The following is a 24502-nucleotide window of genomic DNA, read 5'->3' on the forward strand; positions in this document are numbered from 1 at the left end:
GCAGAGTATAGAGTACGCCGAGGAATGGCTGGGGCCGTTTCTGGGGACAAGCAGTTGGGGGCGGCTTCGCTGACGTGACGGGTTTCTCGACCTGCGTGCGGAGCGGTTGCCAACCGCTAAAAATTCATTATTAATGCGCGGGCGCAACACTTGCGTCCAAGTGCCCGTCGGCAGGGGAGAAACCGTGGGGCTTATCCCAAAGAGTCAGCCACCGATCATCGGTGTTGACATCAGTTCGACTGCGGTGAAGCTGCTTCAGCTCGCCCGCAGCGGCAATCGCTTTCGCGTGGAACATTATGCCGTGGAACCACTTCCGCCGAATGCGGTGGTGGAGAAGAACATCGTCGAGGTCGAGGCGGTCGGCGAGGCCATCCGCCGGGCCGTGGCACGTTCGGGGACGCGCGCCAAGGGCGCGGCCGCCGCGGTGGCTGGTTCGGCGGTGATCACCAAGGTGATCCCGATGCCGGCCGAGCTGGACGAGACCGACATGGAAGCCCAGGTCGAACTGGAGGCGGTGAACTACATCCCGTATCCAATCGAGGAAGTGAGCCTGGACTTCGAGGTGCTCGGGCCGGTGCCCAACAACCCGGAGATGGTCCAGGTACTGCTGGCGGCTTCGCGCTCGGAAAACGTCGAACTGCGCCAGTCGGCGCTGGAACTGGGCGGGCTGGTGGCCAAGGTCATGGACGTGGAAGCGTTCGCGATCGAGAACGCCTTCGCGCTGGTGGCCAGCGAGCTGCCGGTGGCCAGCGATGGTGTCGTGGCGCTGGTGGACATCGGCGCGACCATGACCACGCTCAACGTCCTGCGTGGCGGCCGCAGCCTGTACAGCCGCGAGCAGGTGTTCGGTGGCAAGCAGCTCACCGACGAGGTGATGCGGCGCTACGGCCTGAGCTACGAGGAGGCCGGGCTGGCCAAGCGCCAGGGTGGCCTGCCGGAGAGCTACGAGGTCGAAGTGCTGGAGCCGTTCAAGGAGGCCACGGTCCAGCAGATCGGCCGCCTGCTGCAGTTCTTCTATGCCGGCAGCGAGTTCAATCGCGTCGATCACATCGTGCTGGCGGGCGGCTGCGCTTCGCTGCCGGGCCTGCCGGCGATGGTCGAAGAGCAGTTGGGGGTGAGCACGTCGGTGGCCAATCCGCTGGCGCAGATGACGCTGGGGCAGAAGGTGCAGGCGCACGCGCTGGCCCAGGATGCCCCGGCGCTGATGATCGCCACCGGCCTGGCCCTGCGGGGGTTCGACTGATGGCACGCATCAATCTATTGCCATGGCGCGCCGACCGGCGCAAACAGCGCCAGCGCGAGTTCTACACCATGCTGGGCCTGGCCGCCGTTGCCGGCGTGCTGCTGTCGCTGCTGCTGTACTTCTATTACGACGGGCAGGTCAGCGGCCAGAACGAACGCAACGCTTACCTCGAGGCCGAGATCGCCAAGGTCAAGGAGCAGAACAAGGAAATCGAGCGGCTGGACCGCCAGAAGGACCGCCTGCTTGCCCGCAAACAGGTGATCGAGGAGCTGCAGGGCAAGCGTTCGCAGATGGTGCATCTGTTCGATGCGCTGGTGCGCACCATTCCCGATGGCGTGGTGTTGACCGCGCTCAAGCAGGAGGGCGAGACGCTGACGCTGGAAGGTCGTACCCAGTCCAATGCGCGGGTCAGTACCTACATGCGCAACCTTGAAAGCTCGGGCTGGATGTCCAGCCCCGAGTTGTCGGTCATCGAGGCCAAGGCACAGGAGGCCTCCGGCAGTGCCGTCGACATCAAGTCGCTGCCCTATGTCTTCATGCTGAAGGTGAAGTTGCCTGCCCCGGGTGAAAACCCAGCTGCCGAAGCGGCAGCCGCGCAGGCGCCGGCAGAGGCTGGCAAGCCCGCCGCGGCTACCGCGACGGCGCCTGCCGCCGATGCGGCAAAGCCGGCACCCGAGGCGCCGACTGCTGCGCAGAAGGAGGCTCGCCCATGAGCCAGAAGAAGAGCGGTTTCAACAATCTGGACCTCAACAACATCGGTAATTGGCCGCAGGGCCCGAAGCTGGTGTTCTGCGCCGTGCTGGCACTGGTGATCCTGGGGCTGTCCTATCTGCTGGTGATCCGCGGCAAGGCCGAGGAACTCGAGGGTCTGGAGGCGCAGGAAGTCACTCTGCGCCAGAACTTCGAGAATGAGCAGAAGCGCGCGGTCAACCTCGAGCCGCTGAAACAGCAGCTCGCGCAGATGGAACAGGTACTGCAGCAGATGCTGCGCCAGCTGCCCAGCAAGACCGAGATGCCCGACCTGATCATCGACGTGTCGCAGACTGCGCTGTCCAGCGGCCTGAACAACGAACTGTTCAAGCCCGGTGATGAACAGCTGAAGGAGTTCTACGCCGAGAAGCCGATCGCGCTGCGTCTGGTGGGCAGCTATCACCAGTTCGGCGCCTTCGTCAGTGGCGTGGCTTCGCTGCCGCGCGTAGTGATCCTGACCATGCATGACATCAACCTGAAGCCAAAGGATCCCAAGGCTGGCATCTCCGCGCGCAGCGGGGCGCTGGAGTTGTCCGGAACGGTCAAGACCTACCGTTACCTGGACGACACCGAGCTTGAGGAGCAGGAAAAGAAAGCTGCCGCTGAAGAGGCCGCGCGCAAGAAGGGGGGCAAGTGATGAATGAGTCCCTTCGCATCCGCGCGTTCGGTGCGGCAGTTCTGCTGCTGGCCTTGGCAGGTTGCTCGCGCGGCATCACCAGCACGCCGGGTGACGCGCCCAATCTTGAAAAATGGGTGGCGGACGTACGTGCGCGCCCGGCCACGCCACTGGATCCGCTGCCGGTGATGCAGCAGTTCGAGACCTTCGAGTATTCGGCCCAGGGGCTGCGCGATCCGTTCAGCGACGCCTGGGCCAATCCGGAAGGGAACGGTGCGCTGCGGCCGGATCCGAACCGGCGCAAGGAGCCGCTGGAGGCCTTCCCGCTCGACAGCCTGGACATGGTCGGGACGATCGGCAATGGCGCTGCCATGGTCGCGCTGGTGATGGGGCCGGACAAGGTGACCTACCGCGTCCGTCCTGGTGTGTACCTGGGGCAGAGCGATGGCCGCGTCACCAGCGTGCGCGAGGACGGCATTGAGCTGATTGAACTGGTGCCCGATGGTGCCGGCGGCTGGCTGGAACGCCCGGCCTCGCTGGCGCTTGACGATCGATGAATGATTATTGGGGATAGCACGATGACTTTTTCCAAAGCCCTGAGCCTGCGTCCCGCCCGGCGCCAAGCGATGGTCCATGCCCGCGCATTGGGAGTTGCGCTGGCATTGGCCTGCGGCTCTCCGTTCGCTGCCTTTGCTGCTGACGTCGCACCTGCCGCCGCAGCACAGCCTGCGGCGACCGTCGCGGTCACCAAGGTCGACTTCAAGCGTGGCGACGACGGTGCCGGCCGCCTGGTCCTGCAGTTCGACGGCCAGGGCGCCAGCCCCGACCTGCGGACGCAAGGCAACAGCGTGGTAGTCGACATGGGGAACGCAACTCTGCCGGCCGAACTGCAGCGCCCGCTGAACGTGGTGGATTTCGCCACGCCGGTGCAGCGCATCGACGCCAGGCCGTCAGGCCATGGTTCGCAGCTGGTGCTGAGCACCCAGGGGGCATTCGAGTCGCTGGCCTACCAGTCCGGCAACGAATACGTGGTGGAGATCTCGCCCCGGCAGGAACAGGCCGCGACCGGTGCGGTGACCGCCCGGACAGTGGCGCAGGCCGCGGCGACGGTCGCCGCGCGCGGCTACAGCGGCCGCCCGGTGACGTTCAATTTCCAGGACGTGCCGGTGCGTACCGTGCTGCAGCTGATCGCAGAGGAATCCAACCTCAATGTGGTCGCTTCCGACACCGTGCAGGGCAATGTGACGCTGCGTCTGGTCAACGTGCCTTGGGACCAGGCGCTGGATATCGTCCTGCGTGCCAAGGGCCTGGACAAGCGTCGCGACGGCGGGGTGATCTGGGTCGCGCCGCAGCCGGAGCTGGCCAAGTTCGAGCAGGATAAGGAAGACGCGCGCATCGCGATCGAGGAGCGCGAAAACCTCATCACCGACTATATCCAGATCAACTACCACAGCGCCGAGGCGATCTTCAAAGCCCTGACCGAAGCCAAGGGCATCGGCAACAACGGTGCCGGTGCTGGTGGTGCGGGTGGGAACAATAGCGGGCAGCGTGAGAACGGCTTCCTGTCCCAGCGCGGCATGATCGTGGCCGACGAGCGTACCAACACGTTGATGATCAGCGACATTCCGAAGAAGGTCGCGCAGATGCGCGAACTGATAGGGGTGATCGACCGGCCGGTCGACCAGGTGCTGATCGAAGGTCGCATCGTGATCGCCACGGATACCTTCGCGCGTGACCTCGGCGCGAAATTCGGCCTCAACGTCAACAACATGAATGCTGCGGGACGCGGTGATGCCTATGGCGGCTCCCTCGGCACGATTGGCAATACGACGGATGGCCGTGGGCTCAATGTGAACCTGCCGGCCAAGACCTACACCGAGAGCCCGGCCGGTGCGATCGCCTACACGCTGCTGCGAGGCGGTTTCTCGCTGGACGTGGAGCTGTCCGCCATGCAGGAGGAAGGCAGGGGCGAGGTGGTTTCCAATCCGCGCATCGTCACCGCCAACCAGCGCGAAGGCGTGATCAAGCAGGGTAAGGAAATCGGTTACGTCACCATTTCCGGCGGTGGCGGCGCGGGCGGCGCACCTACGGCCAATGTCCAGTTCAAGGAAGTGCTGCTCGAGCTGAAGGTGACGCCGACCATCACCCAGGACAACCGCGTCTTCCTCAACATGAACGTGAAGAAGGACGAGGTCGACCGGATGCTTGAAGTGACCGACTACGGCACCGTGCCGATCATCAACCGCCGCGAGATCAATACGGCAGTGCTGGTGGACGATGGCCAGACGGTAGTGATCGGTGGCGTATATGAGTTCAACGACCGCAGCAGCGTGGCCAAGGTGCCTTTCCTGGGCGACGTCCCGTTCCTGGGCAATCTGTTCAAGAAGCGTGGTCGCGCCAAGGACAAGGCCGAACTGCTGGTGTTCGTGACGCCTAAGATCCTGCGCGTCGCCAAGCCGCACTGAGCCGGATCGATCCGTACGACCGGAAAGGCCGCCGCAAGGCGGCCTTTTCCGTTGCAGGTCCTGCGAGCGTCGTGCGATGAACCATTTCATCGTGGATCGGTCAAACTGCGCCTATGAACCTGCCCCCGTACATGTCCGAACCGCCTGTCGCCGAGAACGGCCTGCATGCGGCCTTCATCGCGCTGCGCGATGCCCTGGCTACCGAGATCGTCGGCCAGTCGGTACTGGTCGAACGCCTGCTGGTCGCGCTGCTGGCCGATGGCCACCTCCTTGTGGAAGGTGCGCCCGGCCTGGCCAAGACCACGGCGATCCGTGCGCTGGCATCGCGCATCGACGCCAGCTTCGCGCGCATCCAGTTCACTCCGGACCTGCTGCCCGCCGACCTGACCGGCACCGACATCTGGCGCCCACAGGAAGGGCGCTTCGAGTTCCAGCCGGGCCCCGTGTTCCATCCGATCCTGCTGGCCGACGAGATCAACCGTGCGCCGGCCAAGGTGCAGTCCGCCCTGCTGGAGGCGATGGGCGAGCGGCAGGTGACGGTGGGCCGGAAGACCTATCCGCTGCCGGCGGTGTTCCTGGTCATGGCCACGCAGAATCCGATCGAACAGGAAGGCACCTTCCCCCTGCCCGAGGCGCAGCTGGACCGTTTCCTGATGCACGTGCGCATCGGTTATCCGGATGCCGGAGCGGAAACCGAGATCCTGCGGTTGGCGCGCGAGCGTGCGCTGCGCGAGATGGATGCGGCGCCGGTGCACGTGGAGAAGCTATCGCTGCAGCAGGTCGAACAGGCGCGCCGGGCGGTGCTGGAACTGCACATGGCGCCGCAGCTGGAGCGCTACCTGGTCGAACTGGTGCTGGCCTCGCGCGATGCATCGGCCTATGACGCGTCACTGGCGCGCCGTATCGCCTGGGGCGCGAGTCCGCGAGGCTCCATCGCACTGGAGCGCTGCGCACGGGCCAAGGCGTGGTTGTCGGGACGCGATTACGTGACGCCGGATGACGTGCGCGCGGTCGCGCCGGACGTGTTGCGGCACCGGATACTGCCCAGCTACGAAGCGGCGGCCGAGGGCTGGGACGGCGAGCGTCTGGTCGCTGCGCTGCTCGAACGCGTGCCGTTGCCGTGATGAAGCGGGGAGGTGGGAACGGGGGAGAGGGACAGGCGATATCACCCGGGCCATCCGCCCGCGGCGGAGCGTCATTCCCTGTTCCCGATTCCCCGATTCCCGTCGCCGAGGGCGTCACTCCCTCGCTGGCCGAACTGATCGCGCTGCGACGCTCCGCGACGCGGGTACGTGACCCGCGTCGCGGGCAGCGCGGTGCATCCGCGCGCGCGACGTCGGCGCAGCGCGGGCGTGGCATGGAGTACGCCGAATCGCGCGAGTACGTCGCCGGCGACGATGCCCGCCACATCGACTGGAAGCTGAGTGCGCGTACCGGCTTCACCCATACCAAGACGTTCCAGGCCGAGCGCGAACGGCTGACCCTGCTCGTGGCCGATACCGCGCCGGCGCTGTATTTCGGTACCCGCGCGCGCTTCAAGTCGGTGCAGGCCGCGCGCGCCGGTGCCGTCGCGGCCTGGTCGGCGTTGCGCGATGGCGATCGCGTGGCCGCGTTGTGCAGCGGGGGCGTGGATGAGCTGGTGCCGCCCGCCGGTGGCATGCGCGGCGTGCTGCGCGTGCTCGATGCCCTGGTGCGCTGGTACCGCGCGCCGTCCGCCGCTGGTGCCGGCCTGCAGTCCGCGCTGGAGCGCGCGACGCGGTTGCTGCATCCGGGCGCGCGGGCGCTGGTGCTGGCGGATCCAGCCAGCGCCCTGGCTGTGGCGCCGGCCACCTGGTCGGCGCTGTCGATGCACGTGGACGTGCGCCTGTTGCTGCTGGTCGATCCGCTGGAAATGCAGCCGCCGCAGTGCCTGTTGCCGGTGGCGGCGCCGGGCGGGCGCATGGAGCTGGATCTCGCGGCCAGTGCGATGCGCGATGCCTGGCATGCGGCCTTCGTCGCTCCGGTCGAAACGCTGTGCCAGGCCTTGCCGGGTCGCCGGATCCAGGTACAGGTGCTGGCCTCTGACGACGCCAGCGATGCCTGGCTGGGCGCCGCCGCGGCGAAGGCGGGCGCATGATCGCCACCGCCCTGCCGCTGCGCGACGTGCACCTGCCTGCGGCTCCCGGCTGGTGGCCACCGGCGCCGGGCTGGTGGCTGCTGCTGGCTGCCGTGCTGCTCGTTCTTCTGGTGGTTGTGGCCATGCGGGTACGACGCCTGCGCCGGCGTCGGCGTTGGGAATCCCTGTTTGATGGATCGCTGGCGGCATCGGCCGGGTCGGCGGCCCGTATCGCCATCGCATCGGAACTGCTGCGACGCGCGGCCCGCCGCCGCGACCCGCAGGCGGCGTTGCTGCAGGGTGAGCCGTGGCTGCGTTTCCTCGATGGCGGGCAAGGCCAGGATTTCAGCGAGGGCGATGGACGCCTGCTGCTCGACGGCGGTTTTCGCCGCGAGGCCGACGACGCGCAGGCCTCGCGTGCCTGTGAGCTGGCGCGTGGCCGCTTCATCGGCCTGATGGAGCGGCGTCGGTGATGGAGCACCTGCACATGCTGCTGGGCGGCCTGCCGGAATTCGCCTGGCCATGGTTGTGGCTGGCCTTGCCCTTGCCACTGCTGATGGGGCTGTGGCCGCTGCGCATGGGCGGCGGCCCGGCGCTGCGGGTGCCATGGGAGCCGGCGAGGCTGCAGGTGGCGTCGCCGCGCCGACGCGTGCCCCCGCTCCGCACGGTGCTGCTGTGGCTGGGATGGTTGTGCCTGTGCGCCGCCGCCGCGCGGCCGCAGCAACTGGGCGATGCGGTCGAGCCACCGCGACAGGCGCGGCAGATGATGCTGGCCGTGGACCTGTCCGGCAGCATGAGCGAGGACGACATGCAGCTTGGTGGCCGGGTAGTGGACCGGCTCACCGCGGCCAAGGCGGTGCTGGCCGACTTCCTCGACCGCCGCGAAGGCGACAGCATCGGTCTGCTGGTGTTTGGGCAGCGGGCCTATGCGCTCACGCCGCTGACCCGCGACCGCGCCAGTGTGCGCGAGCAACTGCGCGACAGCGTGGTCGGGCTGGCCGGGCGCGAGACCGCGCTGGGCGACGCCATCGCGCTGGCGGTCAAACGCCTGCGCGAACAGCCCGAAGGCCAGCGCGTGCTGATCCTGCTGACCGACGGCGTCAACACCGCCGGCGTGCTCGATCCGCTGAAAGCGGCCGAACTGGCCAAGGCCGAGGGCGTGCGCGTGCACACCATCGCCTTCGGCGGCAGCGGCGGATTCTCGCTGTTCGGCATGCAGGTCCCGGGCGGCGAGGACCAGATCGACGAAGACACGCTGACGCGCATCGCCAACGAAACCGGCGGGCGTTTCTTCCGCGCGCGCGACACCCGCGAACTGGTCGGCATCTATGCCGAGCTGGATCGCCTGGAGCCGGTGCGCAGTGCCGGCCCGGCGTTGCGTCCGCGCCTGGAACGGTATGCCTGGCCGCTGGCGGCAGCCTTGCTGCTGGGCCTGCTGGCACTGGCCTGGCCGGGGCAGCGTCGATGATCGCGTTCTGGGACAGCCTGCATTTCGTCCGCCCGGACTGGCTGTGGGCATTGTTGCTGTTGCCGGCCGTGCTGCTCGGCGGCTGGTACCGGCGCCGTCGCCGCGGGGACTGGCGCAGCGCGGTGGACGCGCATCTGCTGCCGCACCTGCTGGTGGGCGGCGGCAGGCGCGGCATCGGCGGATGGCCGGCGCTGTTGCTCGGCCTGCTGCTGGCGGTGCTCGCCCTGGCTGGACCGAGCTGGCGGGAGATCGAGCAACCGCTGTGGGAATCGAAGACGCCGCTGGTCGTGGTGCTGGACATGTCCAGCCGCACCGGCGCGGCGGACCTGCCGCCGAGCCGGTTGCTGCAGGTGCGCGCCAAGCTTGCGATGCTGCTGCGCGAGCGCCGGGGCGGCGGCGTGGCGCTGGTCGCCTATGCGGACGAACCGTTCACCGTGGCGCCGCTGACCGACGACGCCGCCAATGTCGCGCTGTTCCTCGACGCGCTGGCGCCGGGCGTCATGCCGGTGGATGGGCAGCGGGCGGACAAGGCGCTGGAATGGGCCGGCGACCTGCTGCACCAGGCCAGCGCGCGCGAGGGCGTGATCCTGCTGGTCAGCGACCACGCCGATGCCGCCGCCGATGCCGAGGCCGTGCGCCTGCGCGCGGCCGGCCATCGCGTGTCGGCACTGGGCCTGGGCACGCCGGTGGGCGCGGCCTACCAGGACCGTGAAGGGCATATCGAACAGGCGCGGCTGGATGAAGGGTCGCTGCGTGCACTGGCCGCTGCCGGTGGCGGCAGCTACGCGCGGCTGTCGGCCAATGATGCGGACCTGCGGTCGCTGGGTGTCCTGCAGCCGCAGGTGGCCGACAGCGACCGGCCCGGTCGCGGTACCGACAAGACCTGGCAGGACGAAGGCTACTGGCTGCTGCCGCCGCTGATGCTGGTCGCGCTGCTGGCGTTCCGGCGGCGCCGGCAGGCATTGGCCGCCGGCGTGCTCTGCCTGTGGCTGCCGCTGGCCATGCCCGCGCATGCGGCCGAAGGCGGAGGCTGGTGGCAGCGCGCCGACCAGCGCGACCACCAGCGCCTGGCCGAAGGTGTCGAGGCCTACCGCAAAGGTGATTTCGCCACTGCGCAGCGCCGTTTCGAGGGCATCGACAACGCGCAGGGCTGGTACAACCTGGGCAACGCATTGGCGCGGCAGGGCAGCTACGACAAGGCGGTCGACGCCTACGATCATGCGCTGAAGCTTGCGCCGGACATGGCCGATGCGACGGCCAACCGCGCCGCGGTCGATGCCGCACGCAAGCGCAAGCCGCAGGGACAGCAGGGCAGCGGCCAGCAGGACAAGCCCGATACGCAACAGGGCAAGCCATCGCCCGGGCAGCAGTCGCCGGGCCAGTCGCAGGACGGCAAGTCCAAGTCGCAGGATTCGCCAGCGCAGAGTCAGCCGCGGCAAGGGCAGTCGCCGTCGCAGCAGCAGAAGGACGCGCAATCACCGCAGCAGGGCCAGGGCCAGCCATCGCCGCCGGACGCGCAGCGCAAAGCGCCGGAAGCCGAAGATGCCCAGGGCCAGCAGCAGGCCGACCAGGCCCAGCGCCAACGCATGGCCGAGGCGATGCGCGGGCAGCAGGCCGACGACGGCGACGCCGCGAAGCGTGCGGCGCAGGCGGCGATGAGCCCGCAGGAGCGTGAGCGGCGGCAGGCGATAGAGGCATGGATGCAGCGCGTGCCCGACGAGCCGGGCGATCTGTTGAAGGCGAAATTCCAGCTCGAATACGAGCGGCGCAGGCGGGAAGGGCGATGAAGCGGCGAAGCGTTCTCATGGTGGTGTGGTTGTTCGCGTTGCTGGCCTGCGCCGCCAGCGTGGAGGCGCAGACGCGCGCGTGGCTGGACCGCGATCGCATCGGCGAGGGCGATGCGGTCACCCTCAACATCGAGACCGACCAGGCTGGCGCGGCGCCGGACTACGCGCCGCTGCAGGCCGATTTCGCGCTGGGCGGGCGCACCAGCGGCCGGCAGACGCGCATGGTCAACGGCAGCGTCAGCAATACAGCCGTATTCGGTGTGGTGCTCACCCCGCGCCACAGCGGCGTGCTGGAGGTGCCGGCATTGCGGGTCGGCGCGACGCAGACCCAGCCGCTGCGGTTGACGGTCGAAGCCGCGCCGGTGGCCAGCCGTGCCGGCGATGCGGTGGCCTTCGTGGAAACCGACGTCGACGACCCGCAGCCCTACGTGCAGCAGAGCGTGGGCGTGGTGGTGCGGCTCTACTTCGCGACCCAGCTGGCGTCGGGCGAGCTGGATCTGGCGACGCCGGCCTCTGCCTCTCTGCAGCGCGTGGGCGAGGATCGCAGCTCGTCGCGCGAGGTCGGCGGCCGCCGTTACAACGTGGTCGAACGGCGTTTCCTGCTGATTCCCGAGCGCAGTGGCCCGCTGCGGCTGGAAGGCGCGCGCTTCAGCGGCCGCGGCGCCGGCGGTTTCTTCGACGATGTCTTCGGGCGCGGCAACGGCGCGCTCAACGCGCGTGCGCCGGACCAGACCCTGCAGGTGCGCGCCGTACCCGATGCCGCGCCGCAGCCCTGGCTGCCGCTGAAGGACCTGCGCCTGCGCTATGTCGCCGCGCCGCAGGCGGCACGGGTCGGCGAGGCGGTGACGCTGCAGGTGGAAGCCACCGCTGTCGGCGCGACGCGTGCGCAGTTCCCGGACCTGCCGGTGCCCGCGCTCGGCGACGCCGCGCAGGTATTCGCCGAGCCGGTCCAGTACGAAGAGACCTTTGATGACAACGGGCCGCAGCTGAAGCTGACACGCCGCTATTCCATCGTGCCGCAGCAGTCCGGCACCCTGGCGGTACCCGGCATCCGCCTGCGCTGGTGGGACGTGCGCGCCGCCGAGGCGAAGACCGCCGCGCTGCCCGATCTGAGCCTGCCGGTGGCGCCGGGGACCGCGGCGGCGATACCGCCGCCCGTCGTGCCGGACACAACCACGACTTCGGTTCCCACGCCGGAAGCCGGCGATGGCGCGATCGCGCTGCCGGGCGGCCGGAACCTGCCGGAGCGGCTGTGGCCGCTGTTGGCAGCGGGATTCGCCCTGTTGTGGCTGGCAACCCTGGTCTGGGCACTGACCCGGCGGCGTGCGCCGCCGGGCCGCAACGCGCCGGCGGGAAGCGATGCGGCGCACCGTGCCACCGGCCTGGCCACACATTCGCTGGCCGACCTCAAACGCGCGCTGGATACCGGCGACCTGGATGACGTCGAGCAGGCACTGCGTGGCATGGCCCGTCCTCCGGTCGCTGACCTCGACGCACTGGCCGCGCGCCTGGGCAGTGCCGCGCAGCGCGAGGCGCTGGATGCGCTGCGCCGCGCGCGCTGGGCCAATGGCGACGGAACCGCGGCACGGGCCGCGCTGCGCGCCGCATTCAGCAGCGGGCCCGCATGGCGGGCTGACGAGGGAGCGCCGGCAGGGCCGTTGCCACCGCTCTACCCTGATCACCGGAAATCCTGCTGAGCGGTATCAGCCGGAGGCCGGCCGTCGGCCTTCGCAGGTGCCGGGCTTGCCCGGCACGCGGCTTCACCTGGAAGGTTTCATGCGAGGCAAGCCCCGCATCCACGGGAACGCATCGACCTGGGCGCACTGGCCCATATGGCAGGGGTGGCGGGTGTGCAGCTTTTGTTAAGCTACGCGACCTTTCGCCCGCGAGTACCGCCGCATGTCCCACGCCCACGCGCCCCGGAAGCCCTCCATGCCCCTGCACATCAAGGTGCTGCTCGGGTTCATGCTGGGAACGATCGTGGGCCTGGTCGCACACGCCACCGCAGCGGACGCGGCATGGGTGACGACCACCATCGACTACGTGACCCAGCCGTTCGGGCAGATATTCCTCAACCTGCTGTTCATGCTGGTGGTGCCGCTGATGTTCTCGGCGCTGGTGCTGGGCGTGGCCGAGCTGGGCGACATCGCCTCGCTGGGCCGCCTGGGCTGGAAGACGCTGAACTACACCGCGGTGGTGACCGCGCTGGCGGTCGGCATCGGCCTGCTCTGCGTCAACCTGCTGCAGCCGGGCACGCACATGGACCCGGCCCTGGTAGAGCAGGCGATGAGCAGCGCCAAGACCGGCGAGATCATCAGCAAGGGCAACGAACTGCGGCTGATGGACCTGCTGGTCAACATCGTGCCGCACAACATCGTCAATGCGATGGGCGACGACAGCAAGAAGCTGGGCATCGTGTTCTTCGCGCTGATGATCGGCATCGGCCTGGTGATGAAGCCGACCGCCGGCACCGCCGCGTTCAAGAACGCCGTGCAGGGCCTGTTCGAGGTGTGCATGCACCTGATCGGCATGTTCATCAAGCTGGCGCCGTTCGCGGTGGCGGCCTTCATGTTCAACCTGACCGCGCGGCTGGGCTGGGACGTGATCCAGAGCCTGATGTGGTTCGTTGTCACCGTGCTGTTGGCGCTGGCCATCCACGGTTTCATCGTGCTGCCGCTGTGGGTGCGGCTGCTGGGCGGCATGCCCGTGCGCACCTTCTTCCGCGGTACCCAGGAAGCCACGCTGACCGCCTTCGCTACCGCCTCCTCGTCGGCCACCCTGCCGGTGACCCTGCGCGTGGCCGAGGAGAACCTGAAGCTGCCGCGCAAGGTCTCGCGCTTCGTGCTGACCGTCGGCGCCTCGGCCAACCACCATGGCACCGCGCTGTTCGAGGGCATCACCGTGCTGTTCCTGGCACAGGTCTATGGCCTGCACCTGGGCCTGCCGCAGCAGCTGATGGTGCTGCTGCTGTGCATCCTGGGCGGCATCGGCACCGCCGGCATCCCGTCCGGCTCGCTGCCGGTGATCGCGATGATCTGCGGCATCATCGGCATCAAGCCCGAAGGCATCGGCATCATCCTGGGCGTCAACACCTTCCTGGACATGTGCCGCACCTCGCTCAACGTCACCGGCGACCTCGCCACCGCCGTGGTGGTTTCCCACCGCAGCGGCGTGGCCGACGACGAGGTGCCGGAAGTGGCGGACAACGCCGGCCATCACTGAGCTGGCCAGCAATCCGGACCCGCACGAAGGCCGCCTCCGGGCGGCCTTCGCCGTTCCGGAAGCAGGCTGATACTGCCTCTGCCGCAGGCGGACATGGCCTGACCTGCCCGGTGCACTGTGGGACAATAGGCCGCCCGCAGCTCCGCGGGAGCCTCCCGACCCGACGAACCATGACGCAGCCCACCCGCCGCCAGTTGGCGAACGCCATCCGTTTCCTCGCCGCCGATGCGGTGCAAGCCGCCAACTCCGGCCACCCCGGCATGCCGATGGGCATGGCCGACATCGCCGAAGTGCTCTGGAACGACTACCTCCGGCACAACCCGAACAATCCGAAGTGGTTCAACCGCGACCGCTTCGTGCTGTCCAACGGCCACGGCTCGATGCTGCAGTACGCGCTGCTGCACCTGAGCGGCTACGACCTGCCGATCGAGCAGCTCAAGGCCTTCCGCCAACTGGGCAGCAAGACCGCCGGCCACCCGGAGCGTCATGAAACCCCGGGCGTGGAAACCACCACCGGCCCGCTGGGCCAGGGTTTCGCCAATGCCGTGGGCTTCGCGCTGGCCGAGAAGCTGCTGGCGCGGCGCTACAACCGCCCGGAATTCGAAGTCGTCGACCACCGCACCTGGGTGTTCATGGGCGATGGCTGCCTGATGGAAGGCATCTCGCACGAAGCCGCTTCGCTGGCCGGTACCTGGGGCCTGGGCAAGCTGGTCTGCTTCTGGGACGACAACAACATCTCCATCGACGGTGAAGTGGAAGGCTGGTTCACCGACGACACCCCGGCCCGTTTCGAGTCCTACGGCTGGAACGTGGTGCGCGGCGTGGACGGTCACGATCCGGAAAGCATCAAGGCCGGCATCGACGCGGCGCTGTCGCAGTTCGACAGGCCGACCCTGATCTGCTGCAAGACCACGATTGGTTTCGGCTCGCCGAACAAGGCCGGCCAGGAATCCAGCCACGGCGCGCCGCTGGGCAAGGACGAACTGGAAGCCACGCGCAAGGCGCTGGGCTGGGAGTACGGCCCGTTCGAGATTCCCGAGGACATCTACGCCGGCTGGCGCGCGGGCGGCACCGGCACCCTGCGCCAGGCCGAGTGGGAGCTGCTGTTCGACAAGTACGCCGCACAGTTCCCGGAACAGGCCGAGGAACTGACCCGCCGTTCGCACGGCGAACTGCCGGCCGACTTCGTCGCCCAGGCCGATGCCTACATCGCCCAGGTGCAGGCCGAAGCGCCGAACATCGCCTCGCGCAAGGCCTCGCAGAACGCCATCCAGGCCTTTGCGCCGCTGCTGCCGGAAATCATCGGCGGCTCGGCCGACCTGGCCGGCTCCAACCTGACCCTGTGGAAGGGCGCGCACACCGTGGTCGGCGAAGACCCGCAGGCCAACTACGTGCACTACGGCGTGCGCGAGTTCGGCATGAGCGCGATCGCCAATGGCCTGGCCCTGCACGGCGGTTTCCTGCCGTTCGACGCCACCTTCCTGGTGTTCAGCGACTATGCCCGCAACGCACTGCGCATGAGCGCGCTGATCCCGGCGCAGGTCATCCACGTGTTCACCCACGACTCCATCGGCCTGGGCGAGGACGGCCCGACCCACCAGCCGGTCGAGCACATCGCTTCGCTGCGCTACATCCCGAACAACGATGTGTGGCGTCCGTGCGACGCCGCCGAATCGGCGGTGAGCTGGAAGGCAGCGATCCTGCGCAGGGACAACCCGAGCTGCCTGGTCTTCAGCCGCCAGAACCTGGCGCCGCAGCAGCGCAGCGCCGAGCAGGTCAGGCAGATCGAACGCGGCGGCTACGTGCTGGCCGACGCCGCCGGCACGCCGGACGTGATCCTGATCGGCACCGGTTCGGAAGTGGGCCTGGCCATGGCCGCCAAGGCCGAGCTGGACGCGGCCGGCATCAAGACCCGCGTGGTGTCGATGCCGTCCACCAACGTGTTCGACCGCCAGAACGCGGCCTACCGCGAATCCGTGCTGCCGCACGCCATCCGCGCGCGCGTGGCCGTGGAAGCCGGCGTCACCGGCTTCTGGCGCCAGTACGTCGGTCTGGACGGTGCGGTGATCGGCCTGGACACCTTCGGTGCCTCGGCGCCGGCCGACAAGCTATACCCGCACTTCGGCATCACCACCGAAGCGGTGGTCGCCGCCGCGAAGGCGCAGTTGGCGAACTGATGCGCGGCAGCGTATCGGTGTGAGAAAAGGCCGGGACTTCCCGGCCTTTTCTTTGGCCCTCCTCCGGCGGGAGCGCTTCCCGCTCTTCGTAGGAGCGCACTTCAGTGCGCTCCTACGGCCAGGTCATCCAGCGTTGGCGGGGCGTCGGCCGGAGAACCTCCCGTCTGCGCGCTGGCCCCGGTTCCATCCGCGTGCGAGCATCGGCCGCAGGCCTCCCGTCGTGGGCGGCACATCCGGAGAAGGCACATGAAGCGCGTGACCGGTATCGGCGGCATCTTCTTCAAGGCGCAGGACCCGGCGGCGCTGGCGGCCTGGTACCGCGATCATCTCGGGCTCGATGTCGCCGGCTGGAACGGCGCGGTCTTCCCGTGGGGCGGCGAGGGCAGTGCGCCGGGCATGACGATCTGGAGTCCGTTCGCCGCCGACACGACCTACATGGCGCCAAGTACTTCCCCGTTCATGGTCAACTTCCGCGTCGCCGACCTCGATGCATTGCTGCCGGTACTCCGTGCCGAGGGTTGCGACGTCATGGACAGGGCCGAAACCTCGGAGCAGGGCAAGTTCGGCTGGGTCATCGACCCGGAAGGCAACAAAGTCGAGCTGTGGGAGCCGCCGGCTGGGCAATAGCGCGCACCGTGGAGAATCCGATGAAAGTGAACCGCATCGTCGCCAACATCCGCACCGACCAGTTGGACGCCGCCGATGCGTTCCATCACGCGATCCTCGGCCTGGATCCGGTCCTGGACCACGGCTGGATCCGCACCTATGCGGCGGCGTCGCGCATGACCCGCCGCTGAGCTTCGCCATCGACGGGGGATCGGGAACACCGGTGCCGGATCTGTCGGTGGAGGTCGACGACCTGGACGAAGCGCTCGCCCGCATCCGCGCCGCCGGCATCGCCATCGAATACGGGCCGGCCAGCGAGCCGTGGGGCGTGCGCCGGTTCTTCGTGCGTGATCCGTTCGGCAGGCTGGTGAACATCCTGCAGCACGATCCGGCCGCCGCGGCCGCCTGAGCGACGCGCCGCCGTTCAGGCCCGCACGGTGCGCGCCAGCGCCAACCGCAGCAGGCGCGCGTCGAGCCATTCGCCGAAACCCGCCGGCCGCTCCAGGCCCATGCGCTGCAGGTACATGGTGTCGTTGTCGCCAGCGCGCTGGCGCAGCGCGGCGAGCACGGTGCGCAGCTTGCCGCCGGCACCGCCGGTGTTGGCCTTCAACCAGGTCAGGGCGCGCAGCAGATCCTGCTCGACCGGGGTGAAGTCGCTGCCCAGCGGGTAATCGGGCAGGCTGCCGTCGTGGCGGAACGGTGCCAACGCGGTGGCCAGCACGTCGGCGCGGTTGCGCTGCCAGTGCGTGGGCGCGATGAAGTCGCGCGCCAGCTTCTTCGCCGCCTTCGCCTGTTCCAGCAGCGGCGCCTGGAAGGCGGCGTCGGTGATGCCGGCCATCGTGATCACGCAATCCTCGTCGGTCATGCCGCGCAGGTCGGCGATGCCGTATTCGTCGATGAAGATGTCGCGCAGGTGGCGGGGAATGGTCGTATGGCCGTAGTTCCAGCGGACATTGGAGCGCGCGCTTCCTGTGTCTTCGCGCAGTGCACGGAACATCAACACGCTGCGCGCATCCGCCAGCGCGTGCGCCATCGCCACGAAGTCGTGCTGGCCGCCGACGCCGGAGACCACGCGGCCGTCCTCCAGTGCGTCGGACACCGCCGCGCCGAGTGCGGTAGCCATCATGCAGGAGTTGATGAAGCGCGCGTCGCGGCGCTGCAGCCGCTGCAGGGTCTCGTCGCCGCCATAGAGCTGGTTGATCTCGCTGATGCGGCGCATGCCGATGGCGCGGCATTCGTCTTCGGGCAGGTGCCGCAGCCAGTCGTAGAACTCCGGCGAGCCGAGGTAGAACGCCCCATGCAGGTATTCGCCTTCCTCGGCCAGCCGCGCATGATCGGCGGTGTAGGCGCTGCCGTTGGCCAGGCGCTGCATCAGCGCCAGGTCGTCGTGCACCTTGCGGCGGATCACGCCGCTCTGCACCAGCTTGCGGAAACCTTCGTTGAGCATCTCGCTGCAGCCGTACAGGCCGGTCTCGAACGGTTCCAGCCCGCCGGCCTCGCGCACCAGCGGGTGCTCTGCCAGCGTCGGATCGAGCGCATGCAGTATCTGCCGGTAGCGGGCGTTGTCGGTATGGCGCAACACCAGCGCATGGCTGAGCGCGTCGGCCAGCGTGCCGATGCCGATCTGCAGGGTGCCGCCGTCGCGCACCAGCGTGCTGGCATACAGGCCGATGGCGTAGTCGGCATCGCTTACCGGTTGCCGCGGCAGGCCGAACAGTTTCGGATACGGTCCGGGCGGGGTGAGCACCAGGTCGAAGAAATCCGCATCCACCGTGGCGGTGCCGCCCAGCCACGGCAGTTCCGGGTCGACCTCGGCGATCAGCAGCGGGCGCGGCAGCCCGCGCGCGGCGATGGCATCGAGCGTGTCCTGGGTGATGTCGTTGTTGCACGACAGCGACAGCCGCGCGCTGCCTTCGCGCATGGCTGCCTTCTGCACGATGGCATGCGGCGCGCGCTGCGCCACCGCGTCGGCGGCCTGGGTGTAGTTGAGACTGGTATAGGCACGCTGCGCCTGCGAGGAGCCGAGCAGCGCGCCGGACTGCATGTAGAACTCTTCCACCTGCACATGCGCGGGCAGGGCATCGCGCGCGACCGCCTGCGCATAGGCCAGGCGCGGGAAGTCGGCGCCGAAGTGGCGTTCGACGAACGGGCGCAGGAAGCGCGCCTGCAGATCGTTGCCGCCGGCGTGGGGCGGATCGAGCGAGAGCGCGGTGTAGAGCTGCAGCGGGCGCGAGGAATCCTGCTCGATGCGCGCATACAGCGCGTTGAGCAGGCGGTGCGGCTTGCCCAGCGCCAGCGGCGCGCCGATGCGCAGCGGCCCCTCGACATGGGCCAGCAGCCACGCCACGGCGGCATCGGGATCGATCACATGATGGGGCATGGCAGGTGTGCTGTTCCGTGGAGGCCGCATTACAGCATCGAGGCGATGAAGCTCCGGTCGGGACGCTTGACAGGTGTTTCGTTTACTCGTGTAATCGATAAAAATTACAGGCGTAAACGATGATCCGGATCAGCGAAGCCGAAGCGGTGGTGATGGAGATCCTGTGGGAGGCGCATCCGCTCGCCGCCGAGGACGTGATGGCGCGCCTGGCGGGGCGCAACGACTGGGCCGAGGCCACCATCAAGACCCTGCTCAACCGCCTGCTCAACAAGGGCGCGATCAGCGCGATCAAGGACGGGCGACGCTATCTGTACGCGCCGCTGGTGCAGCGCGACGCGTGGCTGCTGGAGGAGAGCAGCAGCCTGCTCGAACGCCTGTTCGATGGGCGCGTCGCGCCGCTGGTGGCGCATTTCAGCCAGCACCGGAAGCTGAGCCGCGACGACGTGGCCGAACTGCGCAGGCTGCTGGAGGAGCTCGACGATGACCAGCCCTGAATTCCTGCAGGCCTTGCTGGCGACCACGCTGGCCGGCAGTGCGGCGATGGCCGTGGTGCTGCTGATGCGCGGCGTGGTGCGGCGTTGGCTGGGGGCCAGCGCGGCCTACCTGCTGTGGCTGGCGGTTCTGGTGGCATGGGTTGGGGTGCTGTTGCCGGCGCCGCGCGTCGCGGTACTGCCGATGACGGCCATCGGCGCGGCGATGCCGGTGGCCACCCGTGCGGTTGTTCAAGGCACGTCGATGCTGCCGTGGGTACCGGTGCTGGGCGGAATCTGGCTGGCGGGTGCGCTGCTGACGATGGCATGGCTGCTGCGCCAGCAGCATCGTTTCGTCCGTGGCCTCGGAACGTTGCAGCGTCGCGACGATGGCCTGTGGCAGGCGCGCGGCGCTGCCGGACTGCCGGCCGTCGTCGGACTGTGGCGGCCGCGCATCGTGCTGCCGGCGGATTTCGAGCGGCGCTACACCGCACGGGAGCGCCAGCTTGTGCTGCTGCATGAGCAGGTACACCTGCGCCGCGGCGACATCGTGGTCAACGCGTTGCTGGCGGCGATGCGGTGCCTGTACTGGTTCAACCCGCTGCTGCCGCTGGCGGTGCGCCGCTGCCGCGAGGACCAGGAGCTGTCCTGCGACGAACGTGTCATCGCCCGCGGCGATGGTGCGCGCCGCAGCTATGGCAGCGCCATGCTCAAGACCGGGCTGGCGCTGTCGCCCCTGCCGGTGGGTTGCCACTGGCAGGACCGCCATCCGTTGAAGGAGCGTATCGCCATGTTGAAGCGTCCGGTGCCGGGAAAGAAGCAGTGGTTCGCGATGGTGCTGTTGTCGGCAGGGCTGTCGTCGGGACTGGGTTATGCGGCCTGGGCCGCGCAGCCTGCGCAGGTGGAGAAGATCGCCGCGGGCGCCGCCTATTACAGCGTGAAGCTGCGGTTGGATGTGGATGGCCAGGCGCGCGACTTCGAAGTGCGTGAGCATGCGGGCAAGCCGTTTGCGTTCTCCATGGACACGCCGGCCGGCCGTAACTGGACGGGCGAGTTCAAGGTGGAGCCGCTGGATGCGGCCAAGGTCGTGTTGTCCGGCACTCTGCGCGAAGGCGGAGAGGTGGTCGCCACGCCGACGCTGGTGGTGACGACCGACAGCACGGCCGGCATCCACGTCAACACGAAGGACGGAGCTTCATTGTTCAAGATGGAAGCCATCGTTGCTGACCTCGGCATGGAGGCCAGCCCCACGGACGCCGTCCCGGCCCCTGCCGGGCAGGGGCGCATCAACGTGGTCCCGACGGATGCGCCGGCCAGCACACCGGGATTCGCCAACATGTCGCCGCCGCGCTATCCGCCGAGCATGAACACCGGCGAGGTCGTGCTGAAGGTCGAGGTGGCCGCCGATGGCACGGCTGCCGGTGTCACGGTCGATCGCAGTTCGGGGCATGCCGACCTGGATGAGGCGGCGATGGAAGCAGCCCGTGAGTGGAAGTTCGTTCCGGCCTACAAGGATGGCAAGGCCGTCGCCGGCAAGGTGCGCGTGCCGGTGCGTTTCGACAGGGACGAAACCACCGCCCCCGGCGCAGACGGTGCATCGTGACGCGGAGCCCTGCATGCGGCGCGCTATGCCTGCTGCTGGCATTGGCCGGCTGCGCGACGCGACCGGCTGCCACCGGGGATGCACCGGACAGCAGCTACAACATCGGCCAGCGCCTGCTGCTGCCGGAGTCGGCGGGCGGGCAGGGCGGGGAAGTGCAGCGCTATGTACTGTCCGGACGCGAAGTCTTCCGCATGCCCGAACCGGTGCATGCGCCATTGCCGGAGCTGCCGACCCTGCAGGGCCGGCAATCGCTGCCACCGGTGACGGTGTGCCTGAACGTCGTCGTCGATGCGCAGGGGCAGGTGCAGCGCAGCTTCCCGTTGCTGGCGCATAGCCAATGCGGTGCCGGCAACGATGCGGACAATGGATACCTGCTGCAGGCCGCGGGTGATGCCGTGCGCCAATGGCGCTTCACGCCCGCGGCGATCTGCCACTTCGCCCCCGGCTCGTCGCCTGTCGCGCCGGACGACTGCACCGGCGTGGCGAAGGTGGAAGAAGTACCGGTGACGCTGCCCTATGCGTTCACCTTCGAGATCGTGCAGGGGCAGGCACGGGTGCAGGTCGGCAAGGCGCCGCACTGAGCCGGCGATGCCGCAGATGCGGGGCAAGCCCCGCATCTGCGAATTGACGCCTGTCGATACAGGTGCCGGGCCTTCCGGCGACGCAGCGTCACATGCCGGTCAGTGCTGCTTCTGCGGGGTATCCAGCAACTCGTTCAGCAGCGCCGCCAGCCGTCCACCCGCCAGGCGCAACTGTGCCTCGGCGACCGGACGCCAGGTGGCGGCATAGGCATCGTCGACCTTGTGGCCGGGCGGATATACACCCTCGCGCGTGGCGATGCGGCAGCTCTGTTCGGCCCACTGTGCGGCATCGCGCTGCAGTTGCGGCGCAACGACGCCCGTCGGGGCGGGCAGTGCCTGCAGGCGCTGCAGGTACTGGTCGTCGTCCAGCTGCAGGGCGTAGAACATGCCGCTGTCCCACAACGAGTGCAGGTTGGTGCCGCGCTCGTTGAACTGCAGCTGGTAGGTGTTGCCGCCCTTGTCGTGGCCGTAGCCGGCGTGCATCGGCTGGTGCATGTCGCCGACCAGGTGCACGACAAACTTGAGCGCCTGCAGGCGCTCGGCGTCGGAGAGGCCGCGGTCGGCCAGGCGCGCGCTCTGCGTCTTCAACGCCTCGATCACGCAGTCGCCGTCGCGGCAGTGCTTCGGCGGGTCGTAGATGCAGCCGTCTTCGGCCATGTTGACGTAATGCCAGCCGGCCGAGCGCTTGCCCAGGTCGGGGTCTTCGGCGCGCAGCTGGTCGGCCCACGGCGCGATGCTGGCCAGGGTTGCGCCGGGCTCGGTGGCGAGCAGGCGCGCTACTTCCGCCTTGGCGGCGGGGTCCAGCTGCGCTTCGGCGAGGCGCGCGACCAGGCGGTGGCCCTGCGCGCCCCAGGCGAAGGCGGGGGCCGAAAACAGGGTGGAAGCGGCCAGGACGACGCCGGAGATGAGGAGGGGAATGCGGACGCGGATTTTCATCGCCGCATTCTAGCGGCCGCACCGCCGCGGCCGTGTGCCGAAAGTGGCGGGCCTGTCCACGATTCCGCCGCGCTTGGCTCGCGGCGGGTCATGAACAGGCCCTGGGAACCGGCTTCCCCCGCGGTACCGGGGGAAGGCTGGATCAGAACGTGCGGACGTAGGCCACGCCGTACACCAGCGGGTCGATGTTGGCGGTACCGAGCGTGTGGCCGTTCACCTTGACCTTGGTGTCGATGTCGGCCCAGCGCAGGTCCACGCGCAGCGCGTCCTTCTTGGTCAGGGCGAAGTCCAGGCCGGCATGCGCGGCCAGGCCCCAGGAGTTGGCCAGCTTGAGTTTGGTGCCCTGCAGCGCGCCCTTGCTGTCGGTGCTGAAGAACGTGGTGTAGTTCACGCCCAGGCCGACGAACGGAGTGACCTTGCTGCTGTTGGCGAAGTGGTACTGCAGCGAGACCACCGGCGGCAGCTGCTTGGTGCGGCCCACCGTGCCCACGCCGTCGATGCTGATGTCGTGCTGGAACGGCAGCGCGGCCAGCACTTCCAGGCCCACGTTGTCGGCGACGAAGTACTCGAAGGTCACGGTCGGACGTACGCTGCTGTCCACCTTGGTCGGCAGTGCGCCCAGGCCCAGGGCCGAGCCATCGAGGTCGCCTGCGCTGGACTTCGGATCGACGTTGTGGACGCCGACGCCCAGGGTCCAGTCGCCCTTGGACTGTGCCATGGCGGGGGAGGCGGCCAGGACCAGGGCGGCGGCGAGGCCGGACAGCAGCAGGGCGGGGGTCTTGCGCATGGTGTGTTTCCGTTGCTTGGTGAAGTTGCGGCCAGTCTCTGCCGCGTGCCTGGTACCCGCCTTGATCCGGATCAAACGTGCGTTTGTGCTCATGGGGCGTTCATGGTTTTGCCCTGTGGCCCGGCACCGCTTTTTCATGTGCGGCGCGGGGGCCTCAAGCCAGCCGGACAAGCCCGGCTGCTACAATGCCGGTCCCTTTCCACCCCCGCCGCAGCGGTCTGCGGCTGCAGGAGTTCGTGAACATGGCAATCAAGGTCGGCATCAACGGTTTCGGTCGCATCGGACGCAACGTGCTGCGTTCGGCGGTGTTGAACTTCGGCAACGACATCGAGATCGTGGCCATCAACGATCTGCTGGAGCCGGACTACCTGGCCTACATGCTCAAGTACGACTCCGTGCATGGCCGTTTCAAGGCCGACGTCGCCGTCGAAGACGGGCACCTGCTGGTCAACGGCAAGAAGATCCGCCTGACCCAGGAGCGCGATCCGGCCAACCTGAAATGGAACGAAGTGGACGTGGACGTGGTGATCGAGTCCACCGGCCTGTTCCTGGACAAGGCCAGCGCGCAGAAGCACATCGATGCCGGCGCCAGGAAGGTGCTGCTGTCGGCCCCGTCCAAGGACGACACGCCGATGTTCGTGTTCGGCGTCAACCACAAGACCTACGCCGGCCAGACGATCATCTCCAACGCCTCGTGCACCACCAACTGCCTGGCTCCGCTGGCCAAGGTCATCAACGACAAGTGGGGCATCAAGCGTGGCCTGATGACCACCGTGCACGCCGCCACCGCCACCCAGAAGACCGTCGACGGCCCGTCCAACAAGGACTGGCGCGGCGGCCGCGGCATCCTGGAGAACATCATCCCGTCCTCCACCGGCGCGGCCAAGGCCGTGGGCGTGGTGATCCCGGAACTCAACAAGAAGCTCACCGGCATGAGCTTCCGCGTGCCGACCTCGGACGTGTCGGTGGTCGACCTGACCGTCGAGCTGGAGAAGCCGGCCACCTACGCCGAGATCTGCGCCGAAGTGAAGGCGCAGAGCGAAGGCGCGCTGAAGGGCGTGCTGGCCTATACCGAGGACAAGGTGGTGGCCACCGACTTCCGCGGCGAGACCCACACTTCGGTGTTCGACGCCGACGCCGGCATCGCGCTGGACTCCACTTTCGTCAAGCTGGTCAGCTGGTACGACAACGAGTGGGGCTATTCCAACAAGTGCCTGGAAATGGTGCGCGTGATCGCGGCCTGATCGATCCGTCGCGGTTGGATGAAGGGAAGGGCGCCATGGGCGCCCTTCTTTTTTCCCGGCCCGCCACCGTGG

Annotated in this window: 21 protein-coding genes and 1 pseudogene; 19 read left to right on the top strand and 3 right to left on the bottom strand. The window is 68.4% G+C overall.

Annotated elements, in window-relative coordinates; genetic code table 11:
- Window positions 1–184: 184 nt before the first annotated feature.
- The 15 genes and pseudogenes from AC1DGW_RS08810 (at window position 185) to AC1DGW_RS08880 (ending at window position 16838) form a co-directional block, all read left to right on the top strand.
- A complete protein-coding gene (locus AC1DGW_RS08810; RefSeq protein WP_478021756.1) occupies window positions 185–1243 on the top strand; it encodes a pilus assembly protein PilM in 1059 nt (352 codons plus the stop codon).
- Window positions 1243–1956 (top strand): PilN domain-containing protein, encoded by a 714-nt coding sequence (locus tag AC1DGW_RS08815; RefSeq protein WP_478021758.1) that lies wholly within the window; start codon window positions 1243–1245, stop codon window positions 1954–1956. Before AC1DGW_RS08810 ends, AC1DGW_RS08815 begins: the two co-directional genes overlap by 1 nt.
- The gene (locus AC1DGW_RS08820) at window positions 1953–2630 is read left to right on the top strand and encodes a type IV pilus inner membrane component PilO (RefSeq protein ID WP_478021760.1); all 678 of its coding nucleotides are present in this window, start codon (window positions 1953–1955) and stop codon (window positions 2628–2630) included. Before AC1DGW_RS08815 ends, AC1DGW_RS08820 begins: the two co-directional genes overlap by 4 nt.
- Window positions 2630–3166: a pilus assembly protein PilP gene (locus tag AC1DGW_RS08825; RefSeq protein ID WP_478021762.1), complete on the top strand. Its 537-nt coding sequence runs from the start codon at window positions 2630–2632 to the stop codon at window positions 3164–3166. Before AC1DGW_RS08820 ends, AC1DGW_RS08825 begins: the two co-directional genes overlap by 1 nt.
- A gap of 21 nt (window positions 3167–3187) precedes the next feature.
- On the top strand, window positions 3188–5074 hold the full coding sequence (locus tag AC1DGW_RS08830) for a type IV pilus secretin PilQ (protein ID WP_478021765.1): 1887 nt from the start codon (window positions 3188–3190) through the stop codon (window positions 5072–5074).
- 113 nt (window positions 5075–5187) lie between these two features.
- Window positions 5188–6198, top strand: a complete 1011-nt coding sequence (locus AC1DGW_RS08835) for an AAA family ATPase (protein WP_478021767.1) — start codon at window positions 5188–5190, stop codon at window positions 6196–6198.
- 233 nt (window positions 6199–6431) lie between these two features.
- Entirely contained in the window at window positions 6432–7190 is a 759-nt protein-coding gene (locus AC1DGW_RS08840) for a DUF58 domain-containing protein (protein ID WP_478021770.1), read from the top strand.
- Window positions 7187–7642: a DUF4381 domain-containing protein gene (locus AC1DGW_RS08845; RefSeq protein WP_478021772.1), complete on the top strand. Its 456-nt coding sequence runs from the start codon at window positions 7187–7189 to the stop codon at window positions 7640–7642. Before AC1DGW_RS08840 ends, AC1DGW_RS08845 begins: the two co-directional genes overlap by 4 nt.
- Window positions 7642–8637: a vWA domain-containing protein gene (locus tag AC1DGW_RS08850; RefSeq protein WP_478021775.1), complete on the top strand. Its 996-nt coding sequence runs from the start codon at window positions 7642–7644 to the stop codon at window positions 8635–8637. Before AC1DGW_RS08845 ends, AC1DGW_RS08850 begins: the two co-directional genes overlap by 1 nt.
- Window positions 8634–10424, top strand: a complete 1791-nt coding sequence (locus tag AC1DGW_RS08855) for a vWA domain-containing protein (protein ID WP_478021779.1) — start codon at window positions 8634–8636, stop codon at window positions 10422–10424. The genes AC1DGW_RS08850 and AC1DGW_RS08855 overlap by 4 nt, the downstream gene beginning before the upstream one ends.
- Complete coding sequence (locus AC1DGW_RS08860) at window positions 10421–12121, top strand: BatD family protein (RefSeq protein ID WP_478021781.1); 1701 nt, start codon at window positions 10421–10423, stop codon at window positions 12119–12121. The genes AC1DGW_RS08855 and AC1DGW_RS08860 overlap by 4 nt, the downstream gene beginning before the upstream one ends.
- Window positions 12122–12323: 202 nt before the next feature.
- Window positions 12324–13646, top strand: a complete 1323-nt coding sequence (locus AC1DGW_RS08865; protein ID WP_478021783.1) for a dicarboxylate/amino acid:cation symporter — start codon at window positions 12324–12326, stop codon at window positions 13644–13646.
- Between the two features lie 170 nt (window positions 13647–13816).
- Complete coding sequence (gene tkt / locus AC1DGW_RS08870; RefSeq protein ID WP_478021787.1) at window positions 13817–15823, top strand: transketolase; 2007 nt, start codon at window positions 13817–13819, stop codon at window positions 15821–15823.
- A 246-nt stretch (window positions 15824–16069) separates the two neighbouring features.
- A complete protein-coding gene (locus AC1DGW_RS08875) occupies window positions 16070–16450 on the top strand; it encodes a VOC family protein (RefSeq protein ID WP_478021791.1) in 381 nt (126 codons plus the stop codon).
- Between the two features lie 20 nt (window positions 16451–16470).
- Window positions 16471–16838, top strand: a pseudogene (locus tag AC1DGW_RS08880) (VOC family protein).
- Window positions 16839–16853: 15 nt separating this feature from the next.
- Here the strand turns inward: AC1DGW_RS08880 and AC1DGW_RS08885 are convergent.
- Window positions 16854–18809 (bottom strand): acetyl-CoA hydrolase/transferase C-terminal domain-containing protein, encoded by a 1956-nt coding sequence (locus tag AC1DGW_RS08885; RefSeq protein WP_478021793.1) that lies wholly within the window; start codon window positions 18807–18809, stop codon window positions 16854–16856.
- A 119-nt stretch (window positions 18810–18928) separates the two neighbouring features.
- On the opposite strand from AC1DGW_RS08885, the gene AC1DGW_RS08890 reads away from it, so the two are divergent.
- Genes AC1DGW_RS08890 through AC1DGW_RS08900 form a run of 3 tightly spaced genes read left to right on the top strand, consistent with a single transcriptional unit; the run spans window position 18929 to window position 21463 of the window.
- Entirely contained in the window at window positions 18929–19303 is a 375-nt protein-coding gene (locus AC1DGW_RS08890) for a BlaI/MecI/CopY family transcriptional regulator (RefSeq protein ID WP_478021795.1), read from the top strand.
- Window positions 19290–20882 carry a TonB family protein gene (locus AC1DGW_RS08895; protein WP_478021797.1) on the top strand — a complete coding sequence of 531 codons (1593 nt, stop codon included), beginning with the start codon at window positions 19290–19292 and terminating at the stop codon, window positions 20880–20882. Before AC1DGW_RS08890 ends, AC1DGW_RS08895 begins: the two co-directional genes overlap by 14 nt.
- On the top strand, window positions 20879–21463 hold the full coding sequence (locus AC1DGW_RS08900; RefSeq protein WP_478021800.1) for a hypothetical protein: 585 nt from the start codon (window positions 20879–20881) through the stop codon (window positions 21461–21463). The genes AC1DGW_RS08895 and AC1DGW_RS08900 overlap by 4 nt, the downstream gene beginning before the upstream one ends.
- 99 nt (window positions 21464–21562) lie before the next feature.
- On the opposite strand, the gene AC1DGW_RS08905 is transcribed toward AC1DGW_RS08900, so the two are convergent.
- Together AC1DGW_RS08905 and AC1DGW_RS08910 are read right to left on the bottom strand one after the other, a co-directional pair.
- Complete coding sequence (locus tag AC1DGW_RS08905; RefSeq protein WP_478021804.1) at window positions 21563–22399, bottom strand: S1/P1 nuclease; 837 nt, start codon at window positions 22397–22399, stop codon at window positions 21563–21565.
- Between the two features lie 142 nt (window positions 22400–22541).
- Entirely contained in the window at window positions 22542–23186 is a 645-nt protein-coding gene (locus tag AC1DGW_RS08910; protein ID WP_478021806.1) for an OmpW/AlkL family protein, read from the bottom strand.
- A 242-nt stretch (window positions 23187–23428) separates the two neighbouring features.
- Between AC1DGW_RS08910 and gap the strand changes: the two genes are divergently transcribed.
- Complete coding sequence (gene gap, locus AC1DGW_RS08915) at window positions 23429–24430, top strand: type I glyceraldehyde-3-phosphate dehydrogenase (RefSeq protein ID WP_478021809.1); 1002 nt, start codon at window positions 23429–23431, stop codon at window positions 24428–24430.
- Window positions 24431–24502 lie beyond the last annotated feature (72 nt).

Source organism: Stenotrophomonas sp. 05N423, from assembly GCF_056397145.1.